Annotated in this window: 18 protein-coding genes; 14 read left to right on the top strand and 4 right to left on the bottom strand. The window is 69.6% G+C overall.

The features are described from left to right. The 3 genes from QH270_RS27440 to QH270_RS27430 form a co-directional block, all read right to left on the bottom strand. Complete coding sequence (locus QH270_RS27440) at window positions 1-1,254, bottom strand: serine hydrolase domain-containing protein (protein ID WP_280346945.1); 1,254 nt, start codon at window positions 1,252-1,254, stop codon at window positions 1-3. Window positions 1,255-1,330: 76 nt separating this feature from the next. After that, window positions 1,331-3,082: a malto-oligosyltrehalose trehalohydrolase gene (treZ, locus tag QH270_RS27435; RefSeq protein WP_280346944.1), complete on the bottom strand. Its 1,752-nt coding sequence runs from the start codon at window positions 3,080-3,082 to the stop codon at window positions 1,331-1,333. A 44-nt stretch (window positions 3,083-3,126) separates the two neighbouring features. Beyond that, a complete protein-coding gene (locus tag QH270_RS27430; RefSeq protein WP_280346943.1) occupies window positions 3,127-5,112 on the bottom strand; it encodes a hypothetical protein in 1,986 nt (661 codons plus the stop codon). 98 nt (window positions 5,113-5,210) lie between these two features. Here QH270_RS27430 and QH270_RS27425 point away from each other — a divergent pair, with 98 nt between their 5' ends. From QH270_RS27425 to QH270_RS27400, 6 genes are all read left to right on the top strand, one after another. Beyond that, window positions 5,211-5,783 (top strand): TetR/AcrR family transcriptional regulator, encoded by a 573-nt coding sequence (locus QH270_RS27425; protein WP_280346942.1) that lies wholly within the window; start codon window positions 5,211-5,213, stop codon window positions 5,781-5,783. A gap of 78 nt (window positions 5,784-5,861) precedes the next feature. After that, window positions 5,862-7,055, top strand: coding sequence for a Cmx/CmrA family chloramphenicol efflux MFS transporter (locus QH270_RS27420; RefSeq protein ID WP_280346941.1), 1,194 nt, complete (start codon window positions 5,862-5,864; stop codon window positions 7,053-7,055). A gap of 226 nt (window positions 7,056-7,281) precedes the next feature. Continuing rightward, complete coding sequence (locus tag QH270_RS27415) at window positions 7,282-9,000, top strand: hypothetical protein (RefSeq protein ID WP_280346940.1); 1,719 nt, start codon at window positions 7,282-7,284, stop codon at window positions 8,998-9,000. A gap of 52 nt (window positions 9,001-9,052) precedes the next feature. Next, entirely contained in the window at window positions 9,053-10,450 is a 1,398-nt protein-coding gene (gdhA, locus tag QH270_RS27410) for an NADP-specific glutamate dehydrogenase (protein ID WP_432420437.1), read from the top strand. A 110-nt stretch (window positions 10,451-10,560) separates the two neighbouring features. Next, a complete protein-coding gene (locus tag QH270_RS27405; protein ID WP_280346938.1) occupies window positions 10,561-11,025 on the top strand; it encodes a pyridoxamine 5'-phosphate oxidase family protein in 465 nt (154 codons plus the stop codon). 159 nt (window positions 11,026-11,184) lie between these two features. Then, window positions 11,185-12,129 carry a MerR family transcriptional regulator gene (locus QH270_RS27400; protein WP_280346937.1) on the top strand — a complete coding sequence of 315 codons (945 nt, stop codon included), beginning with the start codon at window positions 11,185-11,187 and terminating at the stop codon, window positions 12,127-12,129. A 15-nt stretch (window positions 12,130-12,144) separates the two neighbouring features. Here the strand turns inward: QH270_RS27400 and dnaE are convergent, their stop codons facing one another. Then, complete coding sequence (gene dnaE / locus QH270_RS27395; protein ID WP_280346936.1) at window positions 12,145-15,732, bottom strand: DNA polymerase III subunit alpha; 3,588 nt, start codon at window positions 15,730-15,732, stop codon at window positions 12,145-12,147. Between the two features lie 238 nt (window positions 15,733-15,970). On the opposite strand from dnaE, the gene QH270_RS27390 reads away from it, so the two are divergent. The 8 genes from QH270_RS27390 to QH270_RS27355 form a co-directional block, all read left to right on the top strand. Next, entirely contained in the window at window positions 15,971-17,152 is a 1,182-nt protein-coding gene (locus tag QH270_RS27390) for a sensor histidine kinase (protein ID WP_280346935.1), read from the top strand. 222 nt (window positions 17,153-17,374) lie between these two features. Continuing rightward, window positions 17,375-18,283: a trypsin-like serine peptidase gene (locus QH270_RS27385; RefSeq protein WP_280346934.1), complete on the top strand. Its 909-nt coding sequence runs from the start codon at window positions 17,375-17,377 to the stop codon at window positions 18,281-18,283. Between the two features lie 101 nt (window positions 18,284-18,384). Continuing rightward, window positions 18,385-19,182 (top strand): LytR/AlgR family response regulator transcription factor, encoded by a 798-nt coding sequence (locus QH270_RS27380; protein ID WP_280346933.1) that lies wholly within the window; start codon window positions 18,385-18,387, stop codon window positions 19,180-19,182. Further along, complete coding sequence (locus QH270_RS27375) at window positions 19,179-19,544, top strand: hypothetical protein (protein WP_280346932.1); 366 nt, start codon at window positions 19,179-19,181, stop codon at window positions 19,542-19,544. The genes QH270_RS27380 and QH270_RS27375 overlap by 4 nt, the downstream gene beginning before the upstream one ends. 4 nt (window positions 19,545-19,548) lie before the next feature. Beyond that, window positions 19,549-21,303, top strand: coding sequence for a cation acetate symporter (locus QH270_RS27370; RefSeq protein WP_280346931.1), 1,755 nt, complete (start codon window positions 19,549-19,551; stop codon window positions 21,301-21,303). A gap of 151 nt (window positions 21,304-21,454) precedes the next feature. Next, the gene (locus tag QH270_RS27365) at window positions 21,455-21,811 is read left to right on the top strand and encodes a DUF485 domain-containing protein (RefSeq protein WP_280346930.1); all 357 of its coding nucleotides are present in this window, start codon (window positions 21,455-21,457) and stop codon (window positions 21,809-21,811) included. Between the two features lie 52 nt (window positions 21,812-21,863). Beyond that, window positions 21,864-23,516 (top strand): solute symporter family protein, encoded by a 1,653-nt coding sequence (locus tag QH270_RS27360; RefSeq protein WP_280346929.1) that lies wholly within the window; start codon window positions 21,864-21,866, stop codon window positions 23,514-23,516. Between the two features lie 73 nt (window positions 23,517-23,589). Continuing rightward, window positions 23,590-23,859: acetyl-coenzyme A synthetase N-terminal domain-containing protein (locus QH270_RS27355; RefSeq protein ID WP_280346928.1), on the top strand; the 270-nt coding region annotated here is incomplete at its 3' end.

Here is a 23,859-nt window from a genome sequence, read left to right as displayed (position 1 = left end):
TCACGCGGCCGCGCGGTCGATCTTCGTCCCGCGGCCGCGGGTGGCGTGCGCGCCCGCGACGGCCAGTGGCAGCAACCAGCCCATCGCGACCTGGTCGTAGGCCAGCAGGGACTGGTCGAGCCGGTTGTGCACGAAGGCGACCGAGAGACCCGATTGCGGATCGACCCAGCCGAAGGACCCGCCGAGGCCGATATGGCCGAATCCGGTGCGCGCGCCGGGCACCGGCACCGAGTGGTAGCCCAGGCGCCACATCATCGGGATGTAGAACAGGGCGTGGTCGAGCCGGTAGGTCTGCACCCGGCGGATGGCCCGGTGCGTCTCGGGGCGCAGGTACGGCCGCCCGTCGACGGTGACGCCGTCGGCGAGCGCGGCGTACATCCTGGCCAGCGCCGAGGCTGTGCACACGCCGTTGCCCGCGGGCATCTCGGTGTCCAGGATGGTCGGCTCGTCGCCGTCGAGGATGGTGTTGAGGCCGGGGACGAACAGGCAGCGGGAGGCGGCGCCGAGGGGGCCGGGGACCCACTGCCCGACCCGGTTCAGGACGCCGGCGGCGATCGGGTGCCCCGCCAGGCTCAGGTGCGCACCGGCCAGTGGCGCGTATTCGGTCGAGGAACCCGCGGGCGGGCGACCGAGGTGGATGCCGTCGATGCCGAGCGGTTCGGTGACCTCGGCCCGGATCAGCGCGCTCATCGACTGCCCGGTGACCGCCCTGGCCAAGCCGGCGAGCAGCCAGCCATAGGTGAGCGCGTGGTAGGTCGGGACGCCGCGCAGCCGGTCGGGGGCGGCCAGCGCCAGCCGGTCCTCCATCAGCTCGTGATCAAGGGATTCGGCGGCGGTGTCGGCGACCGCGCCCAGCGCGGACAGCCCGGCGCGGTGGGTGAGGACGTCGGCGACGGTGATGTCGCCCTTGCCGTTGGCCGCGAAGCGCGGCCAGTACTCGGCGACGGGCGCGCGGTAATCGATGAGTCCGCGATCGGTTAGCCGGTGGATGACGGTCGCCGTGACGCCCTTGGTCGCGGAGAACACGATGGCGCCGGTGTCGGCCGTCCACGGGCGCTGATTCCCCGCGCTGCCGGCCCAGACGTGGGCGAGGGGCTCGCCGTGACGATGGATCGCGATGGCGCCGCCCGCGCCGCGGCGATGGCCGATCAAGGTGGCGAAGGCGCGCACCAGGGGACCGAATCCGGCCGGGGCGAAACCGCCGACACCGGCCGGAAGGGCAGCACTGTCCTGCCCGTAAGCGTCGTTGCTCATCGTATTACCGTACGGACGTCTGTTCGCCAGGGCAACGGTCGGTGAACGACCGTGCCCTAGCTGTGCCCTTGCCCGGTCATTCGGTGACCACGGTGCCCGCGCCGTCACCCTCCTCCAGGACGGCGAAGCTGTGGCCCGAGATGAGCGTTCCCGCACCGGATTCGGTGGCGGGCGCCCAGGCGAGCAGAACCCGGCCGTGCACCGGGATCACGGCCTCGTCCTCGGCCAGGTTGCACACCACCGAGACCCGGCCACGCCGCAGCACGAACCAGCGCCGTGCCTCGTCGTAGTCGGCCCAGACCCGCTCCAGCCAGGGGTCACCGAACTCGGGCCTGGTCTTGCGGAGGGCGAGCAGGGCGCGGTAGCAGGCCAGCAGGCGGGCGTGTGGTTCGTGGGTCGGTTCGGTCCAGTCGAGCGTCGAGCGGGTGAAGGTGGCCGGGTCCTGCGGGTCGGGGACCTCGTCGGTGGCCCATCCGTGCTCGGCGAACTCGGCGCGCCTGCCTGCGGCGGTGGCCGCGGCGACGTCCGGGTCGGTGTGCGAGGTGAAGAACTGGAACGGGGTGCGCGCGCCCCACTCCTCGCCCATGAACAGCATCGGGGTGCCGGCCGAGAGCAGCACGAGCGCCGCCTTCACCGCCAGCTGGCCGGGCGTGAGATACGCGCTCGGGCGGTCGCCGAGCGCCCGGTTGCCGATCTGGTCGTGGGTGCAGGTGTAGCCGAGCAGCGCGCTGCCGGGGATCAGGTCGCGACGCAGCGGGACGCCGTGCGTGCGGCCGCGGAAACTGGAATAGGTTCCGGCGTGGAAGAAGCCGTGCGTCAGCGTCTGGGCGAGACAGGCCAGGGAACCGAAATCGGCGTAGTAGCCCTGGCGTTCGCCGGAGACGGCGGTGTGCACGGCGTGGTGCAGGTCGTCGTTCCACTGGCCGGTGAGCCCGTACCCGCCGGCGGCGCGCGGGGTGATCAGGCGCGGGTCGTTGAGGTCGCTCTCGGCGATCAGGCTGAGCGGGCGGCCCAGATGCGCCGACAGGGCGGCGGTTTCGACGGTCAGTTCCTCGAGCAGATGGATCGCGGTGCGGTCGACCAGCGCGTGCACGGCGTCCAGGCGCAGCGCGTCGAGGTGGAAGTCCCGCAGCCAGCGCAGGGCGTTGTCGATGATGTGGCGGCGCACCGCGTCGGATCCGGGGCCGTCCAGGTTGACGCTCTGACCCCAGGTGTTGCGGCCCTCGCTGAGATAGGGACCGAAGCGCGGCAGGTAGTTGCCGGAGGGACCGAGATGGTTGTAGACGACGTCGAGGCAGACCGCCAGGCCACGGCCATGGCAGGCGTCGACGAACCGCTGCAGGCCGTCGGGACCGCCGTAGCTCTCCTGCACCGCGTACCAGAGCACGCCGTCGTAACCCCAGTTGTGGGTGCCGTCGAAGGCGTTGACCGGCATGAGTTCCACGGTGGTGACGCCGAGGGTCACGAGGTGATCGAGTCGCCCGATGGCCGCGTCGAAGGTGCCCTCCGGCGTGAAGGTCCCGATGTGCAGCTCGTAGAACACCGATCCGGCGAGTTGACGCCCGGTCCAGCCGTGATCGGTCCAGGCGTCGGGGTCGAGGTCGTGCACGGCCGAGGGCGCGTGGACACCGTCGGGTTGGCGCGGCGAGCGCGGGTCGGGCAGGACGGTCGGATCGTCGTCGATCAGGAACCCGTATCTGGCGCCCTGGCCTGCCTCGACGGTGACCGACCACCAGCCGCCGCCGTTGCGGCGCATCGGGTGGTCCACCTCGTCCAGCTGCAGCCGCACCGCCCCCGCCGCCGGCGCCCACACCCGAAACTGCCTCATGGCCCCAGCATCGCACGCGGACGGTGATCGGGCAGGCCGACCTGTCAGCCGTGTGCGACGACCCCGACGGGGCCGGTGCCGAGGCACAGGTCGAGGCCGGGGGTGAGCGCCCGCACGCGCAGGGCCGATCCGCCGCCGAGCATGCGCAGATAGACCGGGTGCAGGCCGGCACGCACCTCGGCGACCGTTTCGGCGCCGCCCTCGAACGACACCGCGATCGTCCCGTCCCGATCGGCCAGGTAGTTCAGCTGGGCGGTCCACTCCCTGGTCTGCATGGGACCGTCCAGCGGCAGCCGCACCGCCGAGCCGCCCGGCACCCGATACCCGCATCCCGGCTCGGGGCCTGGCACGGTCGAGCGGTTCCACCACACCTGCGCGTCGACGAGTTCGCCCGCGTCGGTGAACATGCGCAGGTGCGAGGTCGACCGCGCGAAGGTGTCGGGGCCGGCCAGCGGAGCGAAGACGTGATCGGTCATGTTCTGCGGAAAGGCCAAGGGGTTGAGCACATTCCACGGCACTTCCTGCGGGAGCAGCGGGGCGTCCGATGCCGGGAGCGCGGCCCGGACTCCGGTGACATAGGTCCGGGCCGGGCTCGGCTCCCAGGCGCGGGTGAATGTGACGGTCGAGTACAGGCTGCTCGCCACGAAGGCCACCGCGACCGCGAGACCCACGCCTCGCCGCACCGCACGACGACGGAATCCGGACAGCGGCCGAGAGCCGCCCGACGAACCACCGTCGAGCGCGGCCCGCTCGCGATACGCACCCGCCGGGTCTTCTGGATCGGCTACGGGACGACCGGTATCGACCGACCGGCCGATGATCGCAGCCCGGTCGGTGGCCGTCGTTACCCCACGTGAACCGGAGGTCGCGGTCGATCCCCGGGGTCCGGCGGCCAGGAGCAGCGCCAGGCCCGCACTCGCGATGACGGCGAAATCGGCGAAATACCGGATGGATTGCAGCAGCAGGGCGGCCGTGCCGGGGCCGTCGCGCAGGGCGACCACCGGAGCGACGGTCAGGACGACGTAGGCCGCGGCACACGCCCAGACGGCGACGACGCGGACCCGATGACGAATCGTCCACGCCGCGAACAGGATCAATGCCGCCCAGCACACAGCGACGGCGAGACCGGGCGGGTCCGCCCATGGCGTCGCGGGCTGCCAGCGTTCCCAGCGCCACGGACCGCCGACGAGCGTGGGCACGAGGCCGTCCGAGAGTGCCTGGCGCAGCAGGGCGGCGGGGTTCTCGGGGCGCGACAGTCCGCGCGGGCGCTGGATGACCAGCAGGAAGAACGCCGACCAGGCCAGCAGGACCGCACCGGCCGCCGTCCACAGCGCGGCCCCGCGCCGGACGGCCGCGCGCACCGGCGCACCGGTGACGTAGGCGAGCAACGCCACGATGGCCACGGCCACCGGCAACACCACCACGGCCTTCTCGAAGAACAGCAGCGCGACCGCGAACACCGCCGCCCCCGACACCGCGTGCCGCCGCCGCCCGGTGCGTGCCAGCAGGACCGCGTCCGCACTCACCCAGGCGAGCGCGAACTGCAGCGGCAGGGCGTTCACCGCCGCCGACCACCACGCGAAGGCGGGCACGGTCAACGGCACGAACAGGAAGAAGAGCAATGGTCCGAGCATCCTGACCCGCCACCCGAGCAGCACGACCAGCAGCCGCAGCACCGCCAGCGAGGCGAGCAGTTGCAGCACGAGCAGCACCGCGGCGGCGGCACCCCAGCGCAGCGGCGCGACCTCGGTGACCAGCCAGGTCAGCGCGAAGGCCAGGGGCATCACGTGCCCATCGTGGCTGGTGAACAGCAGCTCCGCCGACCACAGCGGATGCCTGCCCGCCTCGCCGATCAGGATGAAGTCGTCCCAGTAGAAGTACCCGGACGCGGCGACCCAGGCCCGTGACGCCAGCTGGGCGAGGACCAGACCGAGGGCGACGAGGAGCACCGTGCGCGCCGTCGGCGCGCGGCCCCTCGAACGCGTCGGCGGCGCGGTCCGCGGTGGCGAGTCGAGTCGCAGGGCTGCCATCACGCCTCTCGACGCTAGCTCGTCGCCCGCCCGGTTTCGATCACCCCGCGCCCGCCTATTTTGGACTGATGTATCCAAAACGTGCTACGGTCCACCCCATGGCCCGCCCCAAGGAATTCGACGAGGACCGTGCGATCGATGCCGCCATGCGCGCCTTCTGGTCGGCGGGTTACGAAGCGACCTCCACCCAGGACCTCTGCGCGGCAACAGGCCTCGGCCGCAGCAGCATCTACAACACCTTCACCAGCAAGCACGACCTGTTCGAGCGCGCGCTGCGCCGCTACATGACGACCAAGAACGCGTCGATCTTCGAGATCCTCGACCGCGACGAGCCTGCCCGCGAGCGCCTGCGCGCCGTTCTGCGCCAGGTCGCCGACGCGCCCGACGAGGACCCGACGGGCTGCCTGGTGGTCAATTCCACGATCGAGCTCGCCCCGCGCGACCCCGCCGTCCGCGCGACGCTGGATACCGACCATGAACGGCGCCTCGACGCGCTCACCGCCACCCTCCGCCAGGGCCAGCGCGCCGGCGACATCACCACCGAGCGCCCCGCCCGCGACCTCGCCCAGTTCCTCACCGCGACCATCGGCGGCATGCGCGTGGCCGCGCGCGGCGGTGCGGACCGGGCCACCCTCGAGGCGATCGCCGAGACCGCCCTGCGCTGCTTGTAGACCCAGCTTTTCCGGCACGACCTCGCGTCGCGCCCTCATTTTGGACTGACCAATCTAAAATATCGAGAAGGACCGCTCATGCCTCCCGCCATCTACGTACTCGGGCTGTCGATCTTCGCCCAGGGCACCTCCGAGCTGATGCTCGCCGGACTGCTCACCGACCTCTCCGCAGATCTCGGCGTGTCCATTCCCCGTGCGGGCCTGCTCATTTCGGCGTTCGCGCTCGGCATGCTGGTCGGCGCGCCGCTGCTCGCCGTGGTGACGCTGCGCTGGCCGCGACGCGACGCCCTGCTGACCTTTCTCGCGATCTTCGTCGCCGCCCATGGCGTCGGCGCGCTGACCGACGACTACTGGATCCTGTTCGGCACCAGGGTGGTGAGCGCGTTCGTCTACGCGGGATTCTGGGCGCTGGCGGCGACCACGGCGGTGAGCCTGGTTCCGCCGCAGCAGCGCGGACGGGCGATGAGCATCGTCGCGGGCGGACTGACCATCGCCACCATCGTCGGCGTGCCCGCGGGCACGGTGATCGGTCAGCACTTCGGCTGGCGGGCGGCGTTCTGGGCCGTGGCCGCGCTGTCGGCGCTGTCGATGATCGGCGTCGTCGCCAAGATTCCGGGCGGGCGGCCGGACACGGTCGCGCGTCTGGATCGCGAACTGCGGGTCATGGCGAATCCGCGACTGTGGTTGTCCTACACCGCCACCGCGCTCTCGACGGGCTCGACGTTCGTCGTGTTCGCCTACCTCGGCGCCCTGCTCGCCGACGCCACCGCCGTCGCCGCGCCCTGGATCCCGCTGGTCCTGGCTCTCTACGGTGTCGGCGGCCTGCTCGGCATCACCGTCGGCGGCCGCACCGCCGACCGTCACCCGTTCCGCACCCTGTACGTCGGCGCGAGCGGCATGACCGCGATCGCGGCCGCCCTGGCGCTGACACTGCACTCCCCCGCTCCCGTGGTCGTGCTCGTCTTCCTCTTGGGCGCCTTCGGATTCGCCACCAACCCGGCGTTGAACACGCGCGTCTTCACCCTGGCCGGTGACGCGCCGACCCTGGCCACAGCCACCAACTTCTCGGCCTTCAACGTCGGCATCACCGTCGGCCCCTGGCTCGGCGGTCTCGCCCTCGGCGCCGGCTTCGGCTACGCGGCGGTCGGCTGGATCGGCGCCGCCCTCGGCGCGGCCATGCTCGCGGCGGTCGCCATCGCCCACCGGCTCGACCGACGCCGGGCCACCGACACCCGGAAGGATCCGCACACCGCCCACGCCGTCGCCTCGTGATGCCCACTCACCGCGGTCGGCCGTCGGAAATCTTACGATCGCGTGATGGTCTCGATCCGGGGTTTTCGCGCCGTCCGAGCGGGTACACGGGTATGTCGAGCCACGGCACCACAGGTGCGGGCGTAGCACGTATCCCGAGCTCGACGGCGTCGTGTAGCAACACTCGTTAGAGAAGCTAAAGTTTTGGCGTTCTCCGGCGATATCGTTCGAACTTGGGATCTGATGAATGGTTGAGGTAATCGAAGCGCGGCCGGACACCGTGGCCGAGCTTCCGGAAGAGGTACCACCGCAACGAGATCGATCGCGGTGGACCGCGATCGCGGCCGTGCTCGGCGGAGTCCTGCTACTGGGCTGGCAGGCGACGCGGTACGGCAACTGGCTGGTCGACGACGCCGCCATCACCTTCGCCTACGCGCGCAATGTCGCCGAGGGCGCCGGTCCGGTGTTGCAGGCCGGCGCGGAACCGGTGGAAGGATTCTCCAACCCGACCTGGCTCCTGGTGTTGGTGGTGGGCAAATGGCTGGGCCTGTTCGACCACGGCGCCTTGTTCGGCATCCCGGATTATGTGCTCTATCCGAAGGCGATCGCGCTGCTGTGCTGCGCCGGGATCCTCGTCGCCTGCTACCTCGCCGCGCGGCGCGTCGCACGCAGGCCCGCGGCGGTGACCTTCGCGACCGCCGTTGTGCTGGCGGCGATTCCGTCGTTCGTCATCTGGTGCTTCTCCGGCCTGGAGAACTCGCTGTTCGCCCTGACAGTGTGCGTGCTGGCCGTGCACCTGTTCCTGGCGGTGCTGGATCAGCGCCTGTGGACGCCGTCGGTCGCGGTGATCGCCGGTGCGCTGGCGGCGTTCGCGGCCCTGACCCGGCCCGACGGCCTGATCTATCTGGCCGCCTATCCCCTGACCTCGCTGGTGCTGGTGCGACGAACGTCGTGGCGCACCGCATTGCGGCACGTGCTGTATTCCGGGGTGGCGTTCGCGGTGCCGTTCGGGGCGTATCTGCTGTGGCGCAACGCCGAATTCGGCAGGCTCGTCGCGAACACGGCGGTGGCCAAGAATCAGGCGCTGCCGACCGTGTCCGACCTGACCCGGGCGGGGGAACTGGTGCAGTACGCGGGTGCGCCCGCGGTGATCGTGGCCGTCGGCGTGGTCGGCTTCGCCCTGGCCACGCCGAGCCGGTGGCGGGACGGCGTTGTCGCGCTGCTGGTTCCGCTGATTCTGGCGATCGCCGCCTATTGCGTGCTGGAGCCGGACTGGATGAAGCAGTTCCGGTTCGCCACCCCGGTGTGGGTACTGGCCGCGTTCGTCGTGGTGATGTCCGCGGCGGAGGTGCTGACCCGACTGCACACCCGGGGCCGGGCCCTGGTGGCGCTGACGCTGGTCGGCGCCCTGCTCCCCTCCGGGGTCGCGCTGGCCGACGCGGGCGCGGCCTATCGCGCCGACGCGGATGTGCCCCTGTGCTGGATCGCCACGCGATTCGGCCAGTACGTCAACGGCTACGCCGACATCATCGGCCTCGACCAGGGCAGTCTGCTGGCACCCGACATGGGTGGCAGCGCGATGTCCTCGCGGCTGCGGCTGATCGATATGGCCGGGCTCACCGAGGCGAAGATCGCCGACATCTACGCGGGCGAGGCAGGCATCACCCTCGCGGACTACGTCTTCGAGGACCGCAAACCCACCTTCGTGCACACACACGGCGTCTGGTTCGCCAACGGACTCACCCTCGACCCGCGCATGACCCGCGACTACCACCTGGTCCACCGGTCCGAGGATCCGTCGTCCTCCGACGAGGACTGGGTCCGCAAGGACGTCGTCGGCGACGACCGGCAACTCGCGCGGCTGCGCCAGTACTCGGGCACCGTCCTGCCGCATCTGCTGTCCGACTACCAGAAGACGGGTGAGTGCGGCGATTCCCTGCGGCCCGGCCAGACCCTCCCCCGCTGAATCTGTCCTCACAGCACGTGCGGCTAGCCTGTGAGGTGCGGCCTGGCCCCCGATGTGGCCCGGCCGCGGCAGGCGAACGACGACGACAAGGAGTCCACGGGTGGCTGTCCTGGACGCGAAGCTGAGTGACATCTACGACGAGGTGTTGCGCCGCAACCCCGGCGAATCCGAGTTCCACCAGGCAGTCCACGAGGTACTCGACAGCCTCGGCCCCGTCGTCGCCAAGCACTCGCACTACGCCGACGCCGCGGTGATCCGCCGGCTGTGCGAGCCCGAACGGCAGATCATCTTCCGGGTGCCGTGGGTCGACGATTCCGGTGCCGTGCAGATCAACCGTGGCTTCCGGGTCGAGTTCAACTCCGCGCTCGGACCGTACAAGGGTGGGCTGCGCTTCCATCCCTCGGTCTACCTGGGCATCGTGAAGTTCCTCGGCTTCGAGCAGATCTTCAAGAACTCGCTGACCGGCCTGCCGATCGGCGGCGGCAAGGGCGGCTCGGACTTCGACCCCAAGGGCCGCTCCGAGGGCGAGGTGATGCGCTTCTGCCAGGCCTTCATGACCGAGCTGTACCGGCATCTCGGCGAGCACACCGACGTCCCGGCCGGTGACACCGGTGTGGGCGGCCGCGAGATCGGTTATCTGTTCGGCCAGTACAAGCGCATCACCAACCGCTACGAGTCCGGCGTCCTCACCGGCAAGGGCCTGACCTGGGGCGGTTCGCAGGTGCGCAGGGAAGCCACCGGCTACGGCGCGGTCTTCTTCGTCAACGAGATCCTCGCCGCGGCGGGGCGGTCCATGGACGGGCAGCGCGTGGTGGTGTCGGGCTCGGGCAATGTCGCCATCTACGCGATCGAGAAGGTCCACGAACTCGGCGGCACGGTGGTGGCGTGCTCGGATTCGAGCGGTTACGTCGTCGACGAGAAGGGCATCGATCTGACGCTGCTCAAGGAGATCAAAGAGGTCCAGCGCGGCCGGATCGCCGACTACGCGCAGGCTCGCCCGCGCATCGCGCGATTCGTCGCGGACGGCTCGCTGTGGGAGGTGCCCTGCGATATCGCGCTGCCGTGCGCGACCCAGAACGAACTCGACGGCACCGCCGCGGGCAAACTCGTCGCCAACGGCTGCCGGATCGTCGCCGAGGGCGCCAATATGCCCTGCACGCCGGACGCGGTGCGGGTGTTCAGCGAGGCGGGCGTGACCTTCGCTCCCGGCAAGGCCGCCAACGCCGGTGGCGTGGCGACCAGCGCGCTCGAGATGCAGCAGAACGCCTCCCGCGACTCGTGGAGCTTCGAGCACACCGAGGAGCGCCTGGCCGAGATCATGCGCGGCATCCACGACCGCTGCCTGGCCACCGCCGACGAGTACGGCGTCCCCGGCAACTATCAGGCGGGCGCCAATATCGCCGGCTTCATCCAGGTCGCCGACGCGATGCTCGCCCTCGGCGTCATCTGAGCGGCCGCCGTATGTGCGGCGAACCGCCGCTTCCCCGGGTCGGGGCGGATAGATTGGGACCAGCGCGTTGACGGGCACGGACTGACACCCACGACGGAAAGGCGCACCCGATGGGAAGCGACGACCCGAGCATCGAGAACCTCGCTGTCGACGAGTGCTGGGCCCTACTGCGCACCGGGGAGATAGGCCGCCTCGCCGTGTGGGTGGAAGACCACCCCGACATCTTTCCGCTCAACTACGCGGTCGACCACGGAACCCTCGTGTTCCGCACCGCCCGCGGCACCAAGATGTCGGCCGCCCTGTCGGACGCCCCCGTCGCCTTGGAAGTCGACGGCTACCTTCCCGACTCCCACCGAGCCTGGAGCGTGGTCGTCAAGGGCCGCGCCGAAGGAATCCGCGAGATCGACGACCTGATGGATACCGTCGACCTCCCCCTCTCCCCCTGGCAGTCCGGCGCGAAGGACTACTTCCTCCGCCTCGTCCCCACCACCGTCACCGGCCGCCGCTTCCCCGTGGCCGACCCGGCCACCTGGCTGACTCCGCTGTCGAATGTGCGCCGGTCCGCTGCCGAGTGAGACAGCACCATCGTGCTCGCAGGCCCCTGGCGACCTGACGAGGCCACCCGGTTGTCCGACCCGATGTCGTGATCGCCGGTGCTGGTCAGGATGGTGCGGTGGGGTCGACTGTGGTGTCGGGTTGAGTCTCCCTCAGGGGGAGACACCAAGCTGGTGGCCATGGACGACGAGAACTTCCTCACGATCGGGGCGTTGGCCGCGCGAACTGGCTTGACGGTCAAGACGATCCGGTTCTACTCCGACAAGGGAATCGTTCCGCCGACCTGTCACAGCCCGGCCGGCTACCGCCTCTACGACACGCACGCCCTGGCGCGCCTGGAACTGGTCCGGACGTTGCGCGAGCTGGACATCGATCTGGCCACGATCCGGCGCATTCTGGTCAGCGAGATCTCGATGACCGAGGTCGCTGCGGCGCACGCGGCGGCTCTCGACGCGCAGATCCGTGTACTGCGGCTTCGGCGCGCGGTGTTGCACGCGGTGGCCGAACGGGGTTCCAACCCACAGGAGATGGATCTGATGCACAAACTGGTGAATCTGTCGGAAGCCGAACGGCACCGCTACATCCACGACTTCATCGATGACACGTTCGGCGGCGTCGATGCCAATCCAGCCATGGTGGAACTGCTGCGCGCGAGCATGCCGGAACTCCCGGACGACCCCACACCCGAACAGGTCGAGGCGTGGATGGAACTCGTGGGGTTGGTGCGGGACGACGACTTCCGGGCAGCGGTGCGCCGGATGGCCGAATACCAAGCCGAAGAACGCGCCGAGGGCGATACCACGGGCCTGCATCACGAGCTGACCGAGACCGTACGTGCGGAGATCGGGCGGGCACTCGCGGCGGATATCGCGGCGGATTCGGCGAGCGCCGCTGACATCGTCGACACCGTGACCGCTCGGTACGCCGAGACCTTCGGCCGAGCCGATGACGACCGGCTGCGGCGGTGGATACTCGAGCGGCTCGCGGTCGCCGACGACCCTCGCGTGGCGCGGTACTGGCAGCTGGTGGCCACCATCAACGGGTGGCCCCAGCTGCCGGATCTGGGACCGGTGTTCGCCTGGTTCGGGCAAGCGCTACGCGGCTCCCTCGACAAGCGGAGCTGAGCGCGTTCCGTCTGCTCAGCCCAGGCAGCCGGGGCCGAGCAGGGCCTTCAGATCGCCCATCAGGGCCGAAGACGGGGAGACGCGCCAGGCGTCGTCCAGCTTGAGCAAGGTGGTCTTCTCTCGGGCGCCGACGTGGCGGACGTGGACGTCCGAGGTGCCGGGGTGGCGGGAGAGGACCTTCTTGAGTTCGCGGACCTTGTCCGGGGTGCACATGCGGGTGGTCATGACGACCGAGACCGGCTTGGCGACGCCGATGGCCGAGAGATCCGGCACCACTAGGTCGTTGGCGATCAGAGAGATGCGGTCGTCGCGGACGGAGACGCGGGCCTTCACCAGCACCACGGCGTCCTCGACGACGTCCATGCCGTACACCGAATACGACTGCGGGAAGAACAGCACTTCCACGCCACCGGTGAGGTCCTCGAGCTGGGCCGAGGCCCAGGCCAGACCGTTCTTGTTGATGCGGCGGTTCACCGAGGCCAGGATGCCGCCGATGGTCACCTGGGCGCCGTCCTTGACGTCGCCTTCCAAGATCGCCGGAATGGGCGTGTCTACCTGGGCGGCCAACACGTGCTCGACGCCGTTGAGCGGATGGCCGGAGACGTACAGGCCCAGCATCTCCCGCTCGAGGGCTAGCTTGTGCTTGGTCTCCCATTCCTCGTCGGGGACCTTGACGTTGAACACCGACGACACCGACTCGTCGGCGTCCATCCCGCCGAAGAGATCGAACTGGCCGATGGCCTCGGCCTTCTTCGTCGACATCACCGCGTCGATGGCGTCGGAGTGCACCAGCAGCAGGCCCTTGCGCGGATGCCCGAGCGAGTCGAAACCGCCTGCCTTGATGAGCGATTCGGTGACCTTCTTGGAGCAGGCGATCGCGTCGATCTTGTTCAGGTAGTCGGAGAAGTCGGTGAACTTCGACTTCTCCTTGCGGGCCGCGATGATCGAGGACACCACGTTCGCGCCGACGTTGCGGACCGCGCCGAGGCCGAAGCGGATGTCCTTGCCCACCGAGGCGAAGTTCTGCTCGGACTCGTTGACATCCGGCGGCAGCACCGTGATGCCCATCTTGCGGCAGTCCGAGAGGTAGATGGCGGCCTTGTCCTTGTCGTCACCGACGGAGGTGAGCAGGCCGGCCATGTACTCGGCCGGATAGTTGGCCTTGAGGTAGGCGGTCCAGAACGACACCAGGCCGTAGCCCGCGGCGTGCGACTTGTTGAACGCGTAGCCGGCGAACGGGAGGATGGTGTCCCACAGCGCCTTGATGGCCGGTTCGGAGAAGTCGTTCTTGAGCATGCCCTCGCGGAAGCCCGCGTAGGCCTCCTCCAGCACCGAGAGCTTCTTCTTGCCCATGGCGCGGCGCAGGATGTCGGCCTGACCGAGCGAGTACCCGGCCACCTTCTGCGCGATCTGCATGATCTGTTCCTGATAGACGATCAGGCCGAAGGTGTCGGCGAGGATCTCTTTCAGCGGCTCTTCGAGCTCGGGATGGATCGGCTTGACCTCTTGGCGGCCGTTCTTGCGGTCGGCGTAGTCGTTGTGGGCGTTCATGCCCATCGGGCCGGGGCGATACAGCGCGAGCACGGCGACGATGTCCTCGAAGCCGGTGGGCTGCATGCGGCGCAGCAGATCGCGCATGGCGCTGCCGTCGAGCTGGAACACACCGAGGGTGTCGCCCCTGGCGAGCAGTTCGTAGGTGGCCGGATCGTTGAGCGGCAGGTGATCCATGTCGAGATCGATGCCGCGGTTGGCCTTGATGTTCTCCAAGGCGTCACCGATGACGGTGAGGTTGCGCAGACCCAGGAAGTCCATCTTCAACAGGCCGATGGCCTCACACGACGGGTAGTCCCAGCCGGTGATGATCGCGCCGTCCTGCGCGCGCTTCCACACCGGGATGGCGTCGGTCAGCGGCTCCGAGGACATGATGACCGCGCAGGCGTGCACGCCCGCGTTGCGGATCAGGCCTTCCAGGCCCTTCGCGGTCTCGTAGATCTTGGCGATGTCGGGGTTCGAGCTGATGAGCTCGCGAACCTCGGCGGCTTCCTTGTAGCGCTCGTGTTCGGGATCGGTGATGCCGGAGACCGAGATGTCCTTGGCCATGATCGGCGGTGGCAGCGCCTTGGAGATCTGGTCGGCGATGGCGAAACCGGGCTGGCCGAACAGGACTCGCGCCGAGTCCTTGATCGCGGCCTTGGTCTTGATGGTGCCGAAGGTGATCACCTGGGCGACGCGGTCGCTGCCCCACTTCTCGGTGGCGTAGCGGACCATCTCACCGCGGCGGCGATCGTCGAAGTCGATATCGATATCGGGCATCGACACGCGCTCGGGGTTGAGGAATCGCTCGAAGAGCAGGCCGTGCGGGATCGGGTCGATGTTGGTGATGCCCATCGCGTAGGCGACGAGCGAGCCCGCGGCCGAACCTCGGCCGGGGCCGACGCGGATGCCGACGTCGAGGGCGTGCCGGATGAGGTCACCGACGACGAGGAAGTAGGCGGGGAAACCCATTTCGCAGATGACGCCGAGTTCGTAGTCGGCGCGGGCGAGGTACTCCTGCGGCGGGCCGTCGGGGAACCGGCGGTCCAGGCCGTCGAGGACCTCCTTGCGCAGCCAGCTGGCCTGCGTGTGCCCCTCGGGCACCGGGAAGATCGGCATCCGGTCGCGGTGTTCCCACACCTCGTCGTAGGACTGCACGCGCTCGCCGATGAGTTCGGTGTTGTCGCAGGCGCCGGGAACCTCGGCGTCCCAGATGGCGCGCATCTCCTCGGCGGACTTGAGGTAGTAGCCGTCACCGTCGAATTTGAAGCGGGTGGGGTCGGAGAGCGTCTTGCCGGTCTGGATGCACAGCAGCGCTTCGTGATTGGTCGACTGGTCCTTGGTGACGTAGTGGCAGTCGTTGGTGGCCAGCGGCGGGATGTCGAGCTGCTTGCTGATGCTGAGCAGGCCCTCGCGGACCCGGCGCTCGATGGACAGGCCGTGGTCCATCACCTCGAGGAAGAAGTTCTCCTTGCCGAAGATCTCCTGCCATTTCGCGGCGGCTTCCAGTGCCTCGCGTTCGTGGCCGAGGCGCAGGCGGGTCTGGACCTCGCCGGAGGGGCAGCCCGTCGTGGCGATGATGCCCTCGGCGTACTGGGCGATGATCTCCTCGTCCATGCGCGCCCACTTGCCGAGCTGGCCCTCGATGGAGGCCAGGCTCGACAGCTTGAACAGGTTGCGCAGCCCGGTGGCGTTCTCGGCGACCATCGTCATATGGGTGTAGGCACCCGAACCGGAGACGTCGTCGCTCTTCTGGCCGGGATCGCCCCACTGCACGCGCTTGGTGTTGAACCGCGACTCGGGCGCGATGTAGGCCTCGATGCCGATGATCGGCTTGATGCCCGCCTTCTTCGCGGAGTTGTAGAACTCCGAGGCGCCGTACATGTTGCCGTGGTCGGTCATGCCGACGGCGGTCATGCCCAGCCGGTCCGCCTCCGCGAACAACGGCGAGATCTTCGCCGCCCCATCGAGCATGGAGTACTCGGTGTGGTTGTGCAGGTGAACGAACGATCCGGACGGAGCCAAGACGGTCCTTCCTCCCAGGGTGTCGACGGGGGTTGGCCTTGGCATTCTATGCACGGGGGTACGACAACTTTTCCCGTGCCACACGGGCACTCCGGCCCCGCCCTGGACCGGTCCGGCGTGTCGTGGCGAACGTCACCGGCGAGTCCTGGGCCGTGTCCGATTTCCGCCGTACCGGCCGGGCGCGTGGCGATCGGTTCGCGCGCGGTGCGGCAGCGGCGATAATCGGGCGCATGGCGCAGCAGCAGCGTGGCCGGGCGCGTCCCGCCGAGTCGAGGACAGCACGGTGACCACGGCGCTGGTCGCGGTGATCGCGGCGGCGATCGTGCTGGTCGTAGCGCTCGTGGTCTGGCGGCGGACGCAGCGGGTGGTGACCACGCCCGCGCAGCGGGCCGTACATCAGGCGTTGCACACCGCCTCGCTGGCGGCGGTGCCGTTGCGGCGGGGCCTGACCGAGGAGTCGGCCAGGGAGGCGGCGCCGCATCTGCGTGGTCTGGCCGGGGCCGAGGCCCTCGGGGTGGCCGACGCGGAGGCCGCGTTGCTGGCCTGGGACGGGGCGCACAGCGGGATGATCGAACCGTTCGCCGACGCGGCGCGGCGAGCCATCGCCGACGAGCGGCCGGTGCTGGTCCCCGGCGACGAACACACGCTCATCGCGCAGCCCCTGCTGATCGACACGGGCGCGGCGGTCGGCGCGATCGGGGTGGTGACCACCGGGCAGCCGGGTCCCGGCATGCTCGGCGCGGCGGCCGAGGTGGCCCGCTACGCGTGCGGGCAGCTGGAACTCGCCGAACTCGACGCCTCCCGCGCCCGCGTCGACCGTGCCGAACTGCGCGCGCTGCGCGCCCAGATCAGCCCGCATTTCATCTACAACGCGCTCAACACGATCGCCTCGTTCGTGCGCACCGACCCCGACCGGGCTCGCGAGCTGATTCTCGAATTCGCCGACTTCACGCGGTACTCGTTCCGGGCGGCGGGCGAATTCACCGTCCTCGCCGACGAATTGCGCAATATCGAGCGCTACCTCGCCCTGGAACAGGCCCGCTTCGGCGACGCGCTCGACGTGCGCCTGCAGATCGCGCCGGAGGTCCTCGGCGTCGTGCTGCCGTTCCTCGCCCTGCAGCCGCTGGTGGAGAACGCGGTCCGGCACGGGCTCGGCGGCGGTGGCCGCGGCGGGCAGTTGAGCATCGTCGCCACCGACGCGGGCACCGACTGCCTGATCAGCGTCGAGGACGACGGCATCGGCATGGACCCCGACCTGCTGCGCTCGGGCGCCCTCGACGCCGTCGACACCGACTCCGGCCCCGCCCGCACCGGCGAAGCCGCCCACGTCGGCCTCGCCAATGTCGACGACCGCCTGCGCGCCGCCTTCGGCAACGACTACGGGCTGGTGGTCGAAACCGCCCCGGGGGCGGGCACCAAGGTCAGCATGCGCGTCCCCAAATTCCGTGCGGGCATCCGCGCCTGAGCGACGGGTTCCCGCACGGTCGGATGCGGAGGATCGCGCGCTCGTCACACATTCTTAAACATAATTGTTTCAGAAATCGATGCTGTGACGCACGTTCACATCTAACATCTCTTTCACCCACTGGGCGCTGGGGTGACGACGGCGCCCGCGGGCTCTCCCCCTCACACGGCGTCGCCGACCTGTCTGCGTCGGCGACCGCGCCAACATCGAACAGGATTCTCTGTGAACAAGATTCGTCGGACAGGTCAATGGATCGCCGCGGCCTCGGTCACGATCGCCGCCTGCACGCTCGGGGGGATTCCCCATGCCGCGGCCGACAGCGCCGTGCAGCCGGATCCCAGTGGCTCGCTGCTCTTCAGCCGGTTGGTGAAGAACGACGACGGATCACTGAAAACGAATGGCAAGGGCGGCTATTTCGTGTCCGCGCCCTACACCGGCAACGACGTGACCCGCAAGGTCGGCAGGCTCACCACCGGCGGGCTGTGCACCGCGACGGTGCTCGACAGTCCGAGCGGCGCCTTGGCGATCACCGCGCGTCACTGCATCGACAACGACGCGGCGTTGATCGCGGCGGGTAAGGCGACCTTCACCCCGGCCTGGCACGACGGGCAACGTCCCTACGGTGACTGGGTGGTCGACAAGGCCTTCACCTCCGAGGTCCCCGTGGACGGCAGCGTTCCCGATGTCGCCGTGCTCGCGATCCGCCCCGCCGAGGGCAACCGAGTCGTCGCGGCGGCCACCGGTGGCGGCCTGAAAGTGCACCCCGCGCTGTCGAGCAGCCAGTCGGTCCAGTCGACACTGCTCGGCTACCCCGGCCCCGCACCGTACAACGCCGTGCTGATGTCGGCGTGCGTGGGCGATTACACCTATTTCCCCGGCCAGGGCCGCGCCGCTGTCCACCGGGTGACCGGCCAGTCCGAGTGCCATGTCGGTGGCGGATCCAGCGGCGGCCCGTACGTGACCGCCACGGCCGCGGGGCCGCAGATCATCACCGTTCTCAACAGCAACGGCGGCTCGGTGATCGCGGATGTCGCCCCCGCCCTCATCACCGAAGCCGACAACTGGGTCTTCGCCGAATACCCGGGCCTGACCCGCGGCGGCGGCTTGCCCTCCACCGGTTCCGGTTCCTGATCCGAGGCAGGTGATGCGGCCAGGTCGGTGGGCGAACCCGCGCCGCCCCGGCCGCCATCCGGGTACGCCGCGCAGCCACGTACCGCTACCATGGATGGGCTGTGACCTGGACCACCGAAGAACACCCGACCGCACTGCGGGTGCTCGCTGTCGACGACGAGAAGCCCGCGCTGGACGAGCTCGTGTACCTGCTGAGCGCGCAGGCGGGTGTCGGCGAGATTCATCGGGCGGGCGATTCGACCAGTGCGCTGCGCTTGTTGCGGGCCCATCCGATCGACGCGGTGTTCCTCGATATCGATATGCCGGGACTCACCGGGATGGAGCTGGCGGGCATCCTCTCGGAGTTCGCCGAACCGCCCGCGGTCGTGTTCGTGACGGCGCACGACGATCACGCGGTGGCGGCGTTCGATCTCGGGGCCGTCGACTATCTGCTCAAGCCGTTGCGCGCGGCGCGGTTGGCGGAGGCGGTGCGGCGCATTCTCACGTCCAGGGTGTCGGCACCCGCGGCGACCCCGCCGGAACCGGCGCATCCCAGCGAGGTGATCCCGGTCGAGCTCGGCGGGGTCACCACCCTGGTGAATCGGGCCGATGTCGCCTGGGTCGAGGCCGACGGCGATTACGCGCGGTTGCACACCGGCACCGGCTCGCATCTGGTGCGGATTCCGCTCTCTGCGCTCGAATCACGCTGGGAGGACGCCGGGTTCCTGCGCGTGCACCGCTCGTATCTGGTGGCGTTACGCCTGGTCACCGGGCTGCGCAGCGCGGGAACCGGAACAGTTGTCTGCCTGCGGGCGGAAGGCGCGGCCGGCGCGGTGGAACTGCCGGTGAGCCGACGGCAGGTCCGTGAACTCAAGCAGCGGCTGGTGCACGGTCCGCGGCAGAACTGGACCCAGCGGTGACCGGACCGCAGCGCCCGGCCCGCGAGCGCGTGGTGCTGGCGCAGCGGCGGGGCGCGCGGCAGGTTCGCACCCGTACCGAGGTGGTCGAGCAGACCGACTTGGGCGCCGCCCTCATCGGTGGCCTGATCCGTGCCCAGCTGGGCCTGGCTCTGCGTCTCGGCCTGATCGTGATCGCCGGGTTCGGCGCGCTGCCGGTGCTGTTCGGCATCGACGCCATCGCCGAGACGACCGTCCTCGGCGTCCGGGTGCCGTGGCTGATTCTCGGTGTCCTCGCGTTCCCCACGCTGTACGCGGTGGGGCGGCTGTATGTGCGCTTGGCCCAGCGCAACGAAGACGACTTCCTCGAACTGGCCGGGGACTGATGCGATGAGCGCCGACAACCCAGCGCTCGTCGTGACCGCGCTGCTGCTGGCGGCCCTGGCCACGGTCGGCATCGGGATCTACGGAGTTCGCCTGTCGCGCACGACATCGGACTTCCTCGTCGCCTCCCGCACGGTCGGCTCCCGCTGGAACGCCGCCGCGATCTCCGGCGAATACCTCTCCGCCGCGTCCTTTCTCGGTGTCGCCGGGCTCATCGCCAAGTACGGCGCCGACGCGCTCTGGTATCCCGTCGGGTTCACCGCGGGCTATCTCGGCCTGCTGATGTTCGTCGCCGCTCCCCTGCGCCGCTCCGGCGCCTACACCGTCCCCGATTTCGCCGAGTTCCGGCTCGGCTCGATCCGGTTGCGGCGCATGGCCGCCGGGCTCGTCGTGGTGGTCTGCGCGGTCTACCTGATTCCGCAGTTCCAGGGCGCCGGCCTCACCCTGCACATCCTGCTCGGCGCGCCGTCCTGGGTGGGGGCGGTCGCGGTGGGGGCCATCGTGCTCGTGAACGTGATCGGCGGCGGCATGCGGTCGGTGACCATGGTGCAGGCCTTCCAGTACTGGCTGAAGCTGACGGCGGTGGCGGTGCCCGCGCTGGTACTCGGGATGCACTTCCTCGCCGACGAACGGCCGGTCGGTACCCCGGCGCCGTCGACGGTCGACGAGCGCACCAGCGTGGACATCTCGACCGAAGTGGTGGTGCACCTCGACGTCTCCCAGCAGGTGGCCGTGCACGGCACCCTCGACGGACGCGCCGAGGACGGGCCGGTCCTGCTGACCCCCGGCGATCACACCCTGGCCGCGGGCACCGAACTCGTCCTCGACGCGGGCGCCGCGGTGCCGGTGGTGGCGGGCGCGCCCGCCGACGGCGCCAGCTGGGTCGCCCCCGGCGGCGGATTCGGCGGCGAACATCCGCAATATCAGGTGTTCTCGCTGATCGTGGCCACCTTCCTCGGCACCATGGGTCTGCCACACGTGCTGGTGCGCTTCTACACCAACCGGGACGGCCCGTCGGCGCGGCGGACCGCGCTGACGGTGATCGGCCTGGTCGGCCTGTTCTACCTGTTCCCGATCCTGCTCGGCGTCTTCGCCCGGCTGTACGTGCCGCAATTGCTGATCACCGGCGCCTCCGACGCGGCCGTGGTCCTGCTGCCGGGTTCGGTGCTGGGCGGGCTCGGCGGGCAACTGCTCGCCGCCCTGGCCGCCGCGGGCGCGATCGCGGCGTTCCTGTCGACCTCGTCCGGGTTGCTCGTCAGCCTCGCCGGGGTGCTCAGTACCGACGTGCTGCGGGGCCGCATCCGCGACTTCCGGCTCGCCGCGCTCGTCGCCGGGCTCGTCCCGCTGACGCTGGCGCTCACCGTCGCCTCCCTGGATCTGTCCCGCACGGTCGCGCTGGCGTTCTCGGTGGCGGCCTCGACCCTGTGCCCGCTGCTGGTACTCGGTATCTGGTGGCGCGGTCTCACCGCGGCGGGCGCGGCGAGCGGGCTGCTCACCGGCGGCCTCACCGCGGGCGGGGCGACCGTGATGGCGGTGCTCGGCGGCGTCTCCCCCGAGGTGGCGGGCGGCTGGGCCTCGGCGATCGTCGACTACCCGGGCGCCGTCAGTGTGCCGCTGGCGTTCGCGGTGACGATCGTGGTGAGCCTGCTGACCAGGAAGCAGGACAAGCGCGCGATCGCCGGGATCTTCCTGCGCATGCACGCGCCCGAGCGGCTCGGGATGAGCGCCGATCGCGAGCCGGAGACCGCCGCGAACCGGTGATCTTCGGCCGACCGTTCGTCGCGCCACAGCGACCGTTCACCGCACGAGCGGCCACCTTCGCCGAGTGACCCAGGCCACACCATTCTGCGGCCCCACGCCGCGTCTTACGGTCGTTGCACGCATCACACTCCTCACGCTAGGAACACCCCGCATGACCGAAACCGACACCGAAGAAGCGCCCGACCGGCGCACGCCGAGTGCCGAGGAATGGCTCGCCGTGCAGGCGAGCCCGCAGTTCCAGGATCTGCGTACTCGCTTGCGCCGCTTTGTCTTCCCGATGACCGCGCTGTTCCTGCTGTGGTACCTGAGCTATGTGGTGCTCGGCGCGTACGCGCACGACTTCATGGCCACCGAGGTCTTCGGCAACATCAATGTGGGCCTGCTGCTCGGACTCGGGCAGTTCGTCTCCACGTTCCTCATCACCGGGCTCTACGTCCGTTTCGCCAATCGTGAGCTGGACCCGCGCGCCGCGGCCATTCGCGAATCTCTCGAGGAGGGCACCGCATGACCGGTCAGCGCTCGGAGGCGGCAGCTCGCGTAACCACGCAGAGCGCCCGGACATGCCGAAAGGACACAGCGTGAACATCCTCGCCGCGGATACGACGGTGGGTAATCCCATCGCCAATATCGCCATCTTCGCGCTGTTCGTCGCGGTCACCATGGTCGTGGTGATCCGGGCCAGCCGCAACAACGCCAGTGCCGCCGACTATTTCACCGGCGGACGCGGCTTCTCCGGCCCGCAGAACGGCATCGCCATCGCCGGTGACTACCTCTCGGCGGCCAGCTTCCTCGGCATCGCGGGCGCGATCGCCGTCTACGGCTACGACGGCTTCCTGTACTCGATCGGCTTCCTGGTCGCCTGGCTGGTGGCACTGCTGCTGGTGGCCGAGATGCTGCGCAACACCGGCAAATTCACCATGGCCGACGTGCTCAGCTTCCGGCTGAAGGAGGGCCCGGTCCGCACCGCGGCCGCGCTGACCACGCTCACCGTGTCGCTGTTCTATCTGCTCGCGCAGATGGCGGGCGCCGGTGGCCTGGTCGCCCTGCTGCTCGACATCTCCTCGCGCGCCGGGCAATCGGTCGTGATCGCGATCGTCGGCGTGCTGATGATCGTGTACGTGCTGGTCGGCGGGATGAAGGGCACCACCTGGGTCCAGATCATCAAGGCGGTGCTGCTGATCGCGGGCGCCGCGCTGATGACGGTGCTGGTACTGGCCAAGTTCGGCTTCAACTTCTCCGACATCCTCGGCGCCGCACAGCAGTCGGTGAGCGACTCGACCAACAAGGCCGTCGCCGCGCGGGACGTGCTCGCGCCCGGTGCCCAGTACGGCGGCAGCGACACCTCGAAGCTGAACTTCCTCTCGCTTGGTCTGGCGCTGGTGCTCGGCACCGCGGGTCTGCCGCACGTGCTGATGCGCTTCTACACGGTGCCCACCGCGAAAGAGGCACGGCGCTCGGTGGTCTGGGCGATCAGCCTGATCGGTGCGTTCTACCTGTTCACCCTGGTGCTCGGGTACGGCGCGGCGGCCATCGTCGGCCCGGACAAGATCCTCGCCGCGGCCGGTGGCCAGAACTCGGCGGCGCCGCTGCTGGCGTTCGAACTCGGTGGCGTGATCCTGCTCGGGGTCATCTCGGCGGTGGCGTTCGCGACGATCCTCGCGGTGGTGGCCGGCCTGACGATCACCGCCTCGGCCTCCTTCGCCCACGACATCTACGCCAGCGTCATCAAGAAGGGCAACGTCGACGAGGTCAAGCAGGTGCGGGTCTCGCGGATCACCGCCGTGGTGATCGGTGTACTCGCGATCGGGCTCGGCATCCTCGCCAACGGCCAGAACATCGCGTTCCTGGTGGCGCTGGCCTTCGCGGTGGCGGCGGCGGCGAACCTGCCGACGATCCTGTACTCGCTGTTCTGGAAGCGCTTCAACACCACCGGCGCGCTGTGGTCGATGTACGGCGGCCTGATCTCGACCATCGTGCTCATCGTGTTCTCCCCGGCGGTGTCGGGCACCAAGACCTCGATGATCACCGGGACCGATTTCCACTGGTTCCCGCTGTCGAACCCGGGCATCGTCTCGATTCCGCTGGCGTTCGTGCTCGGCATCGTCGGCACGTACCTCGGTGGCCGCGGCGAACAGGTCGACACGGCCAAGGCCGCGGAGATGGAGGTCCGCTCGCTCACCGGTGTCGGTGCGGAGAAGGCGATCTCGCACTGATACCAGCCCTGCCCGGGCCGGTGGCCCCACCACCGGCCCGGGTTCTACCCCTGTAGTTCGAAGGAGATTTCTCGTGACCGGTGCCGTCACCGACCCCACCCGCCCCGACCATGCGAGCAGCTACGCGCCCGCCGCGGCGTTCGTCGCGCAGGCCAATGCCGACGCCTCGCTCGCCGAGCGCGCGCAGACCGATCGTGACGGTTTCTGGGCCGAGCAGGCGAACCGGCTGCACTGGCACACGCCGTTCACCCAGGTCCTGGACTGGTCCGACGCCCCGGTGGCGCGCTGGTTCGCCGACGGCGAGCTCAATGTCGCCTACAACTGCCTCGACCGGCACGTCCTC

The sequence above is a fragment of the Nocardia neocaledoniensis genome (assembly GCF_029868625.1).
GTDB classification, from domain to species: domain Bacteria; phylum Actinomycetota; class Actinomycetes; order Mycobacteriales; family Mycobacteriaceae; genus Nocardia; species Nocardia neocaledoniensis_A.
The sequence above is the reverse complement of the archived record's forward strand: the minus strand, read 5'-3'. Positions and strand labels throughout refer to the sequence as shown.

Excerpts from the sequence above, each read along its gene's own strand:
- treZ (WP_280346944.1), bottom strand. The coding sequence starts at position 3,082 with ATGAGGCAGTTTCGGGTGTGGGCGCCGGCGGCGGGGGCGGTGCGGCTG.
- QH270_RS27420 (WP_280346941.1), top strand. The coding sequence starts at position 5,862 with ATGCCTCCCGCCATCTACGTACTCGGGCTGTCGATCTTCGCCCAGGGC.
- QH270_RS27370 (WP_280346931.1), top strand. The coding sequence starts at position 19,549 with ATGAGCGCCGACAACCCAGCGCTCGTCGTGACCGCGCTGCTGCTGGCG.
- QH270_RS27430 (WP_280346943.1), bottom strand. The coding sequence starts at position 5,112 with ATGGCAGCCCTGCGACTCGACTCGCCACCGCGGACCGCGCCGCCGACG.
- QH270_RS27440 (WP_280346945.1), bottom strand. The coding sequence starts at position 1,254 with ATGAGCAACGACGCTTACGGGCAGGACAGTGCTGCCCTTCCGGCCGGT.
- QH270_RS27405 (WP_280346938.1), top strand. The coding sequence starts at position 10,561 with ATGGGAAGCGACGACCCGAGCATCGAGAACCTCGCTGTCGACGAGTGC.
- QH270_RS27415 (WP_280346940.1), top strand. The coding sequence starts at position 7,282 with ATGGTTGAGGTAATCGAAGCGCGGCCGGACACCGTGGCCGAGCTTCCG.
- QH270_RS27365 (WP_280346930.1), top strand. The coding sequence starts at position 21,455 with ATGACCGAAACCGACACCGAAGAAGCGCCCGACCGGCGCACGCCGAGT.
- QH270_RS27425 (WP_280346942.1), top strand. The coding sequence starts at position 5,211 with ATGGCCCGCCCCAAGGAATTCGACGAGGACCGTGCGATCGATGCCGCC.
- dnaE (WP_280346936.1), bottom strand. The coding sequence starts at position 15,732 with ATGCCAAGGCCAACCCCCGTCGACACCCTGGGAGGAAGGACCGTCTTG.
- gdhA (WP_432420437.1), top strand. The coding sequence starts at position 9,053 with ATGTGGCCCGGCCGCGGCAGGCGAACGACGACGACAAGGAGTCCACGG.
- QH270_RS27400 (WP_280346937.1), top strand. The coding sequence starts at position 11,185 with ATGGACGACGAGAACTTCCTCACGATCGGGGCGTTGGCCGCGCGAACT.
- QH270_RS27360 (WP_280346929.1), top strand. The coding sequence starts at position 21,864 with ATGCCGAAAGGACACAGCGTGAACATCCTCGCCGCGGATACGACGGTG.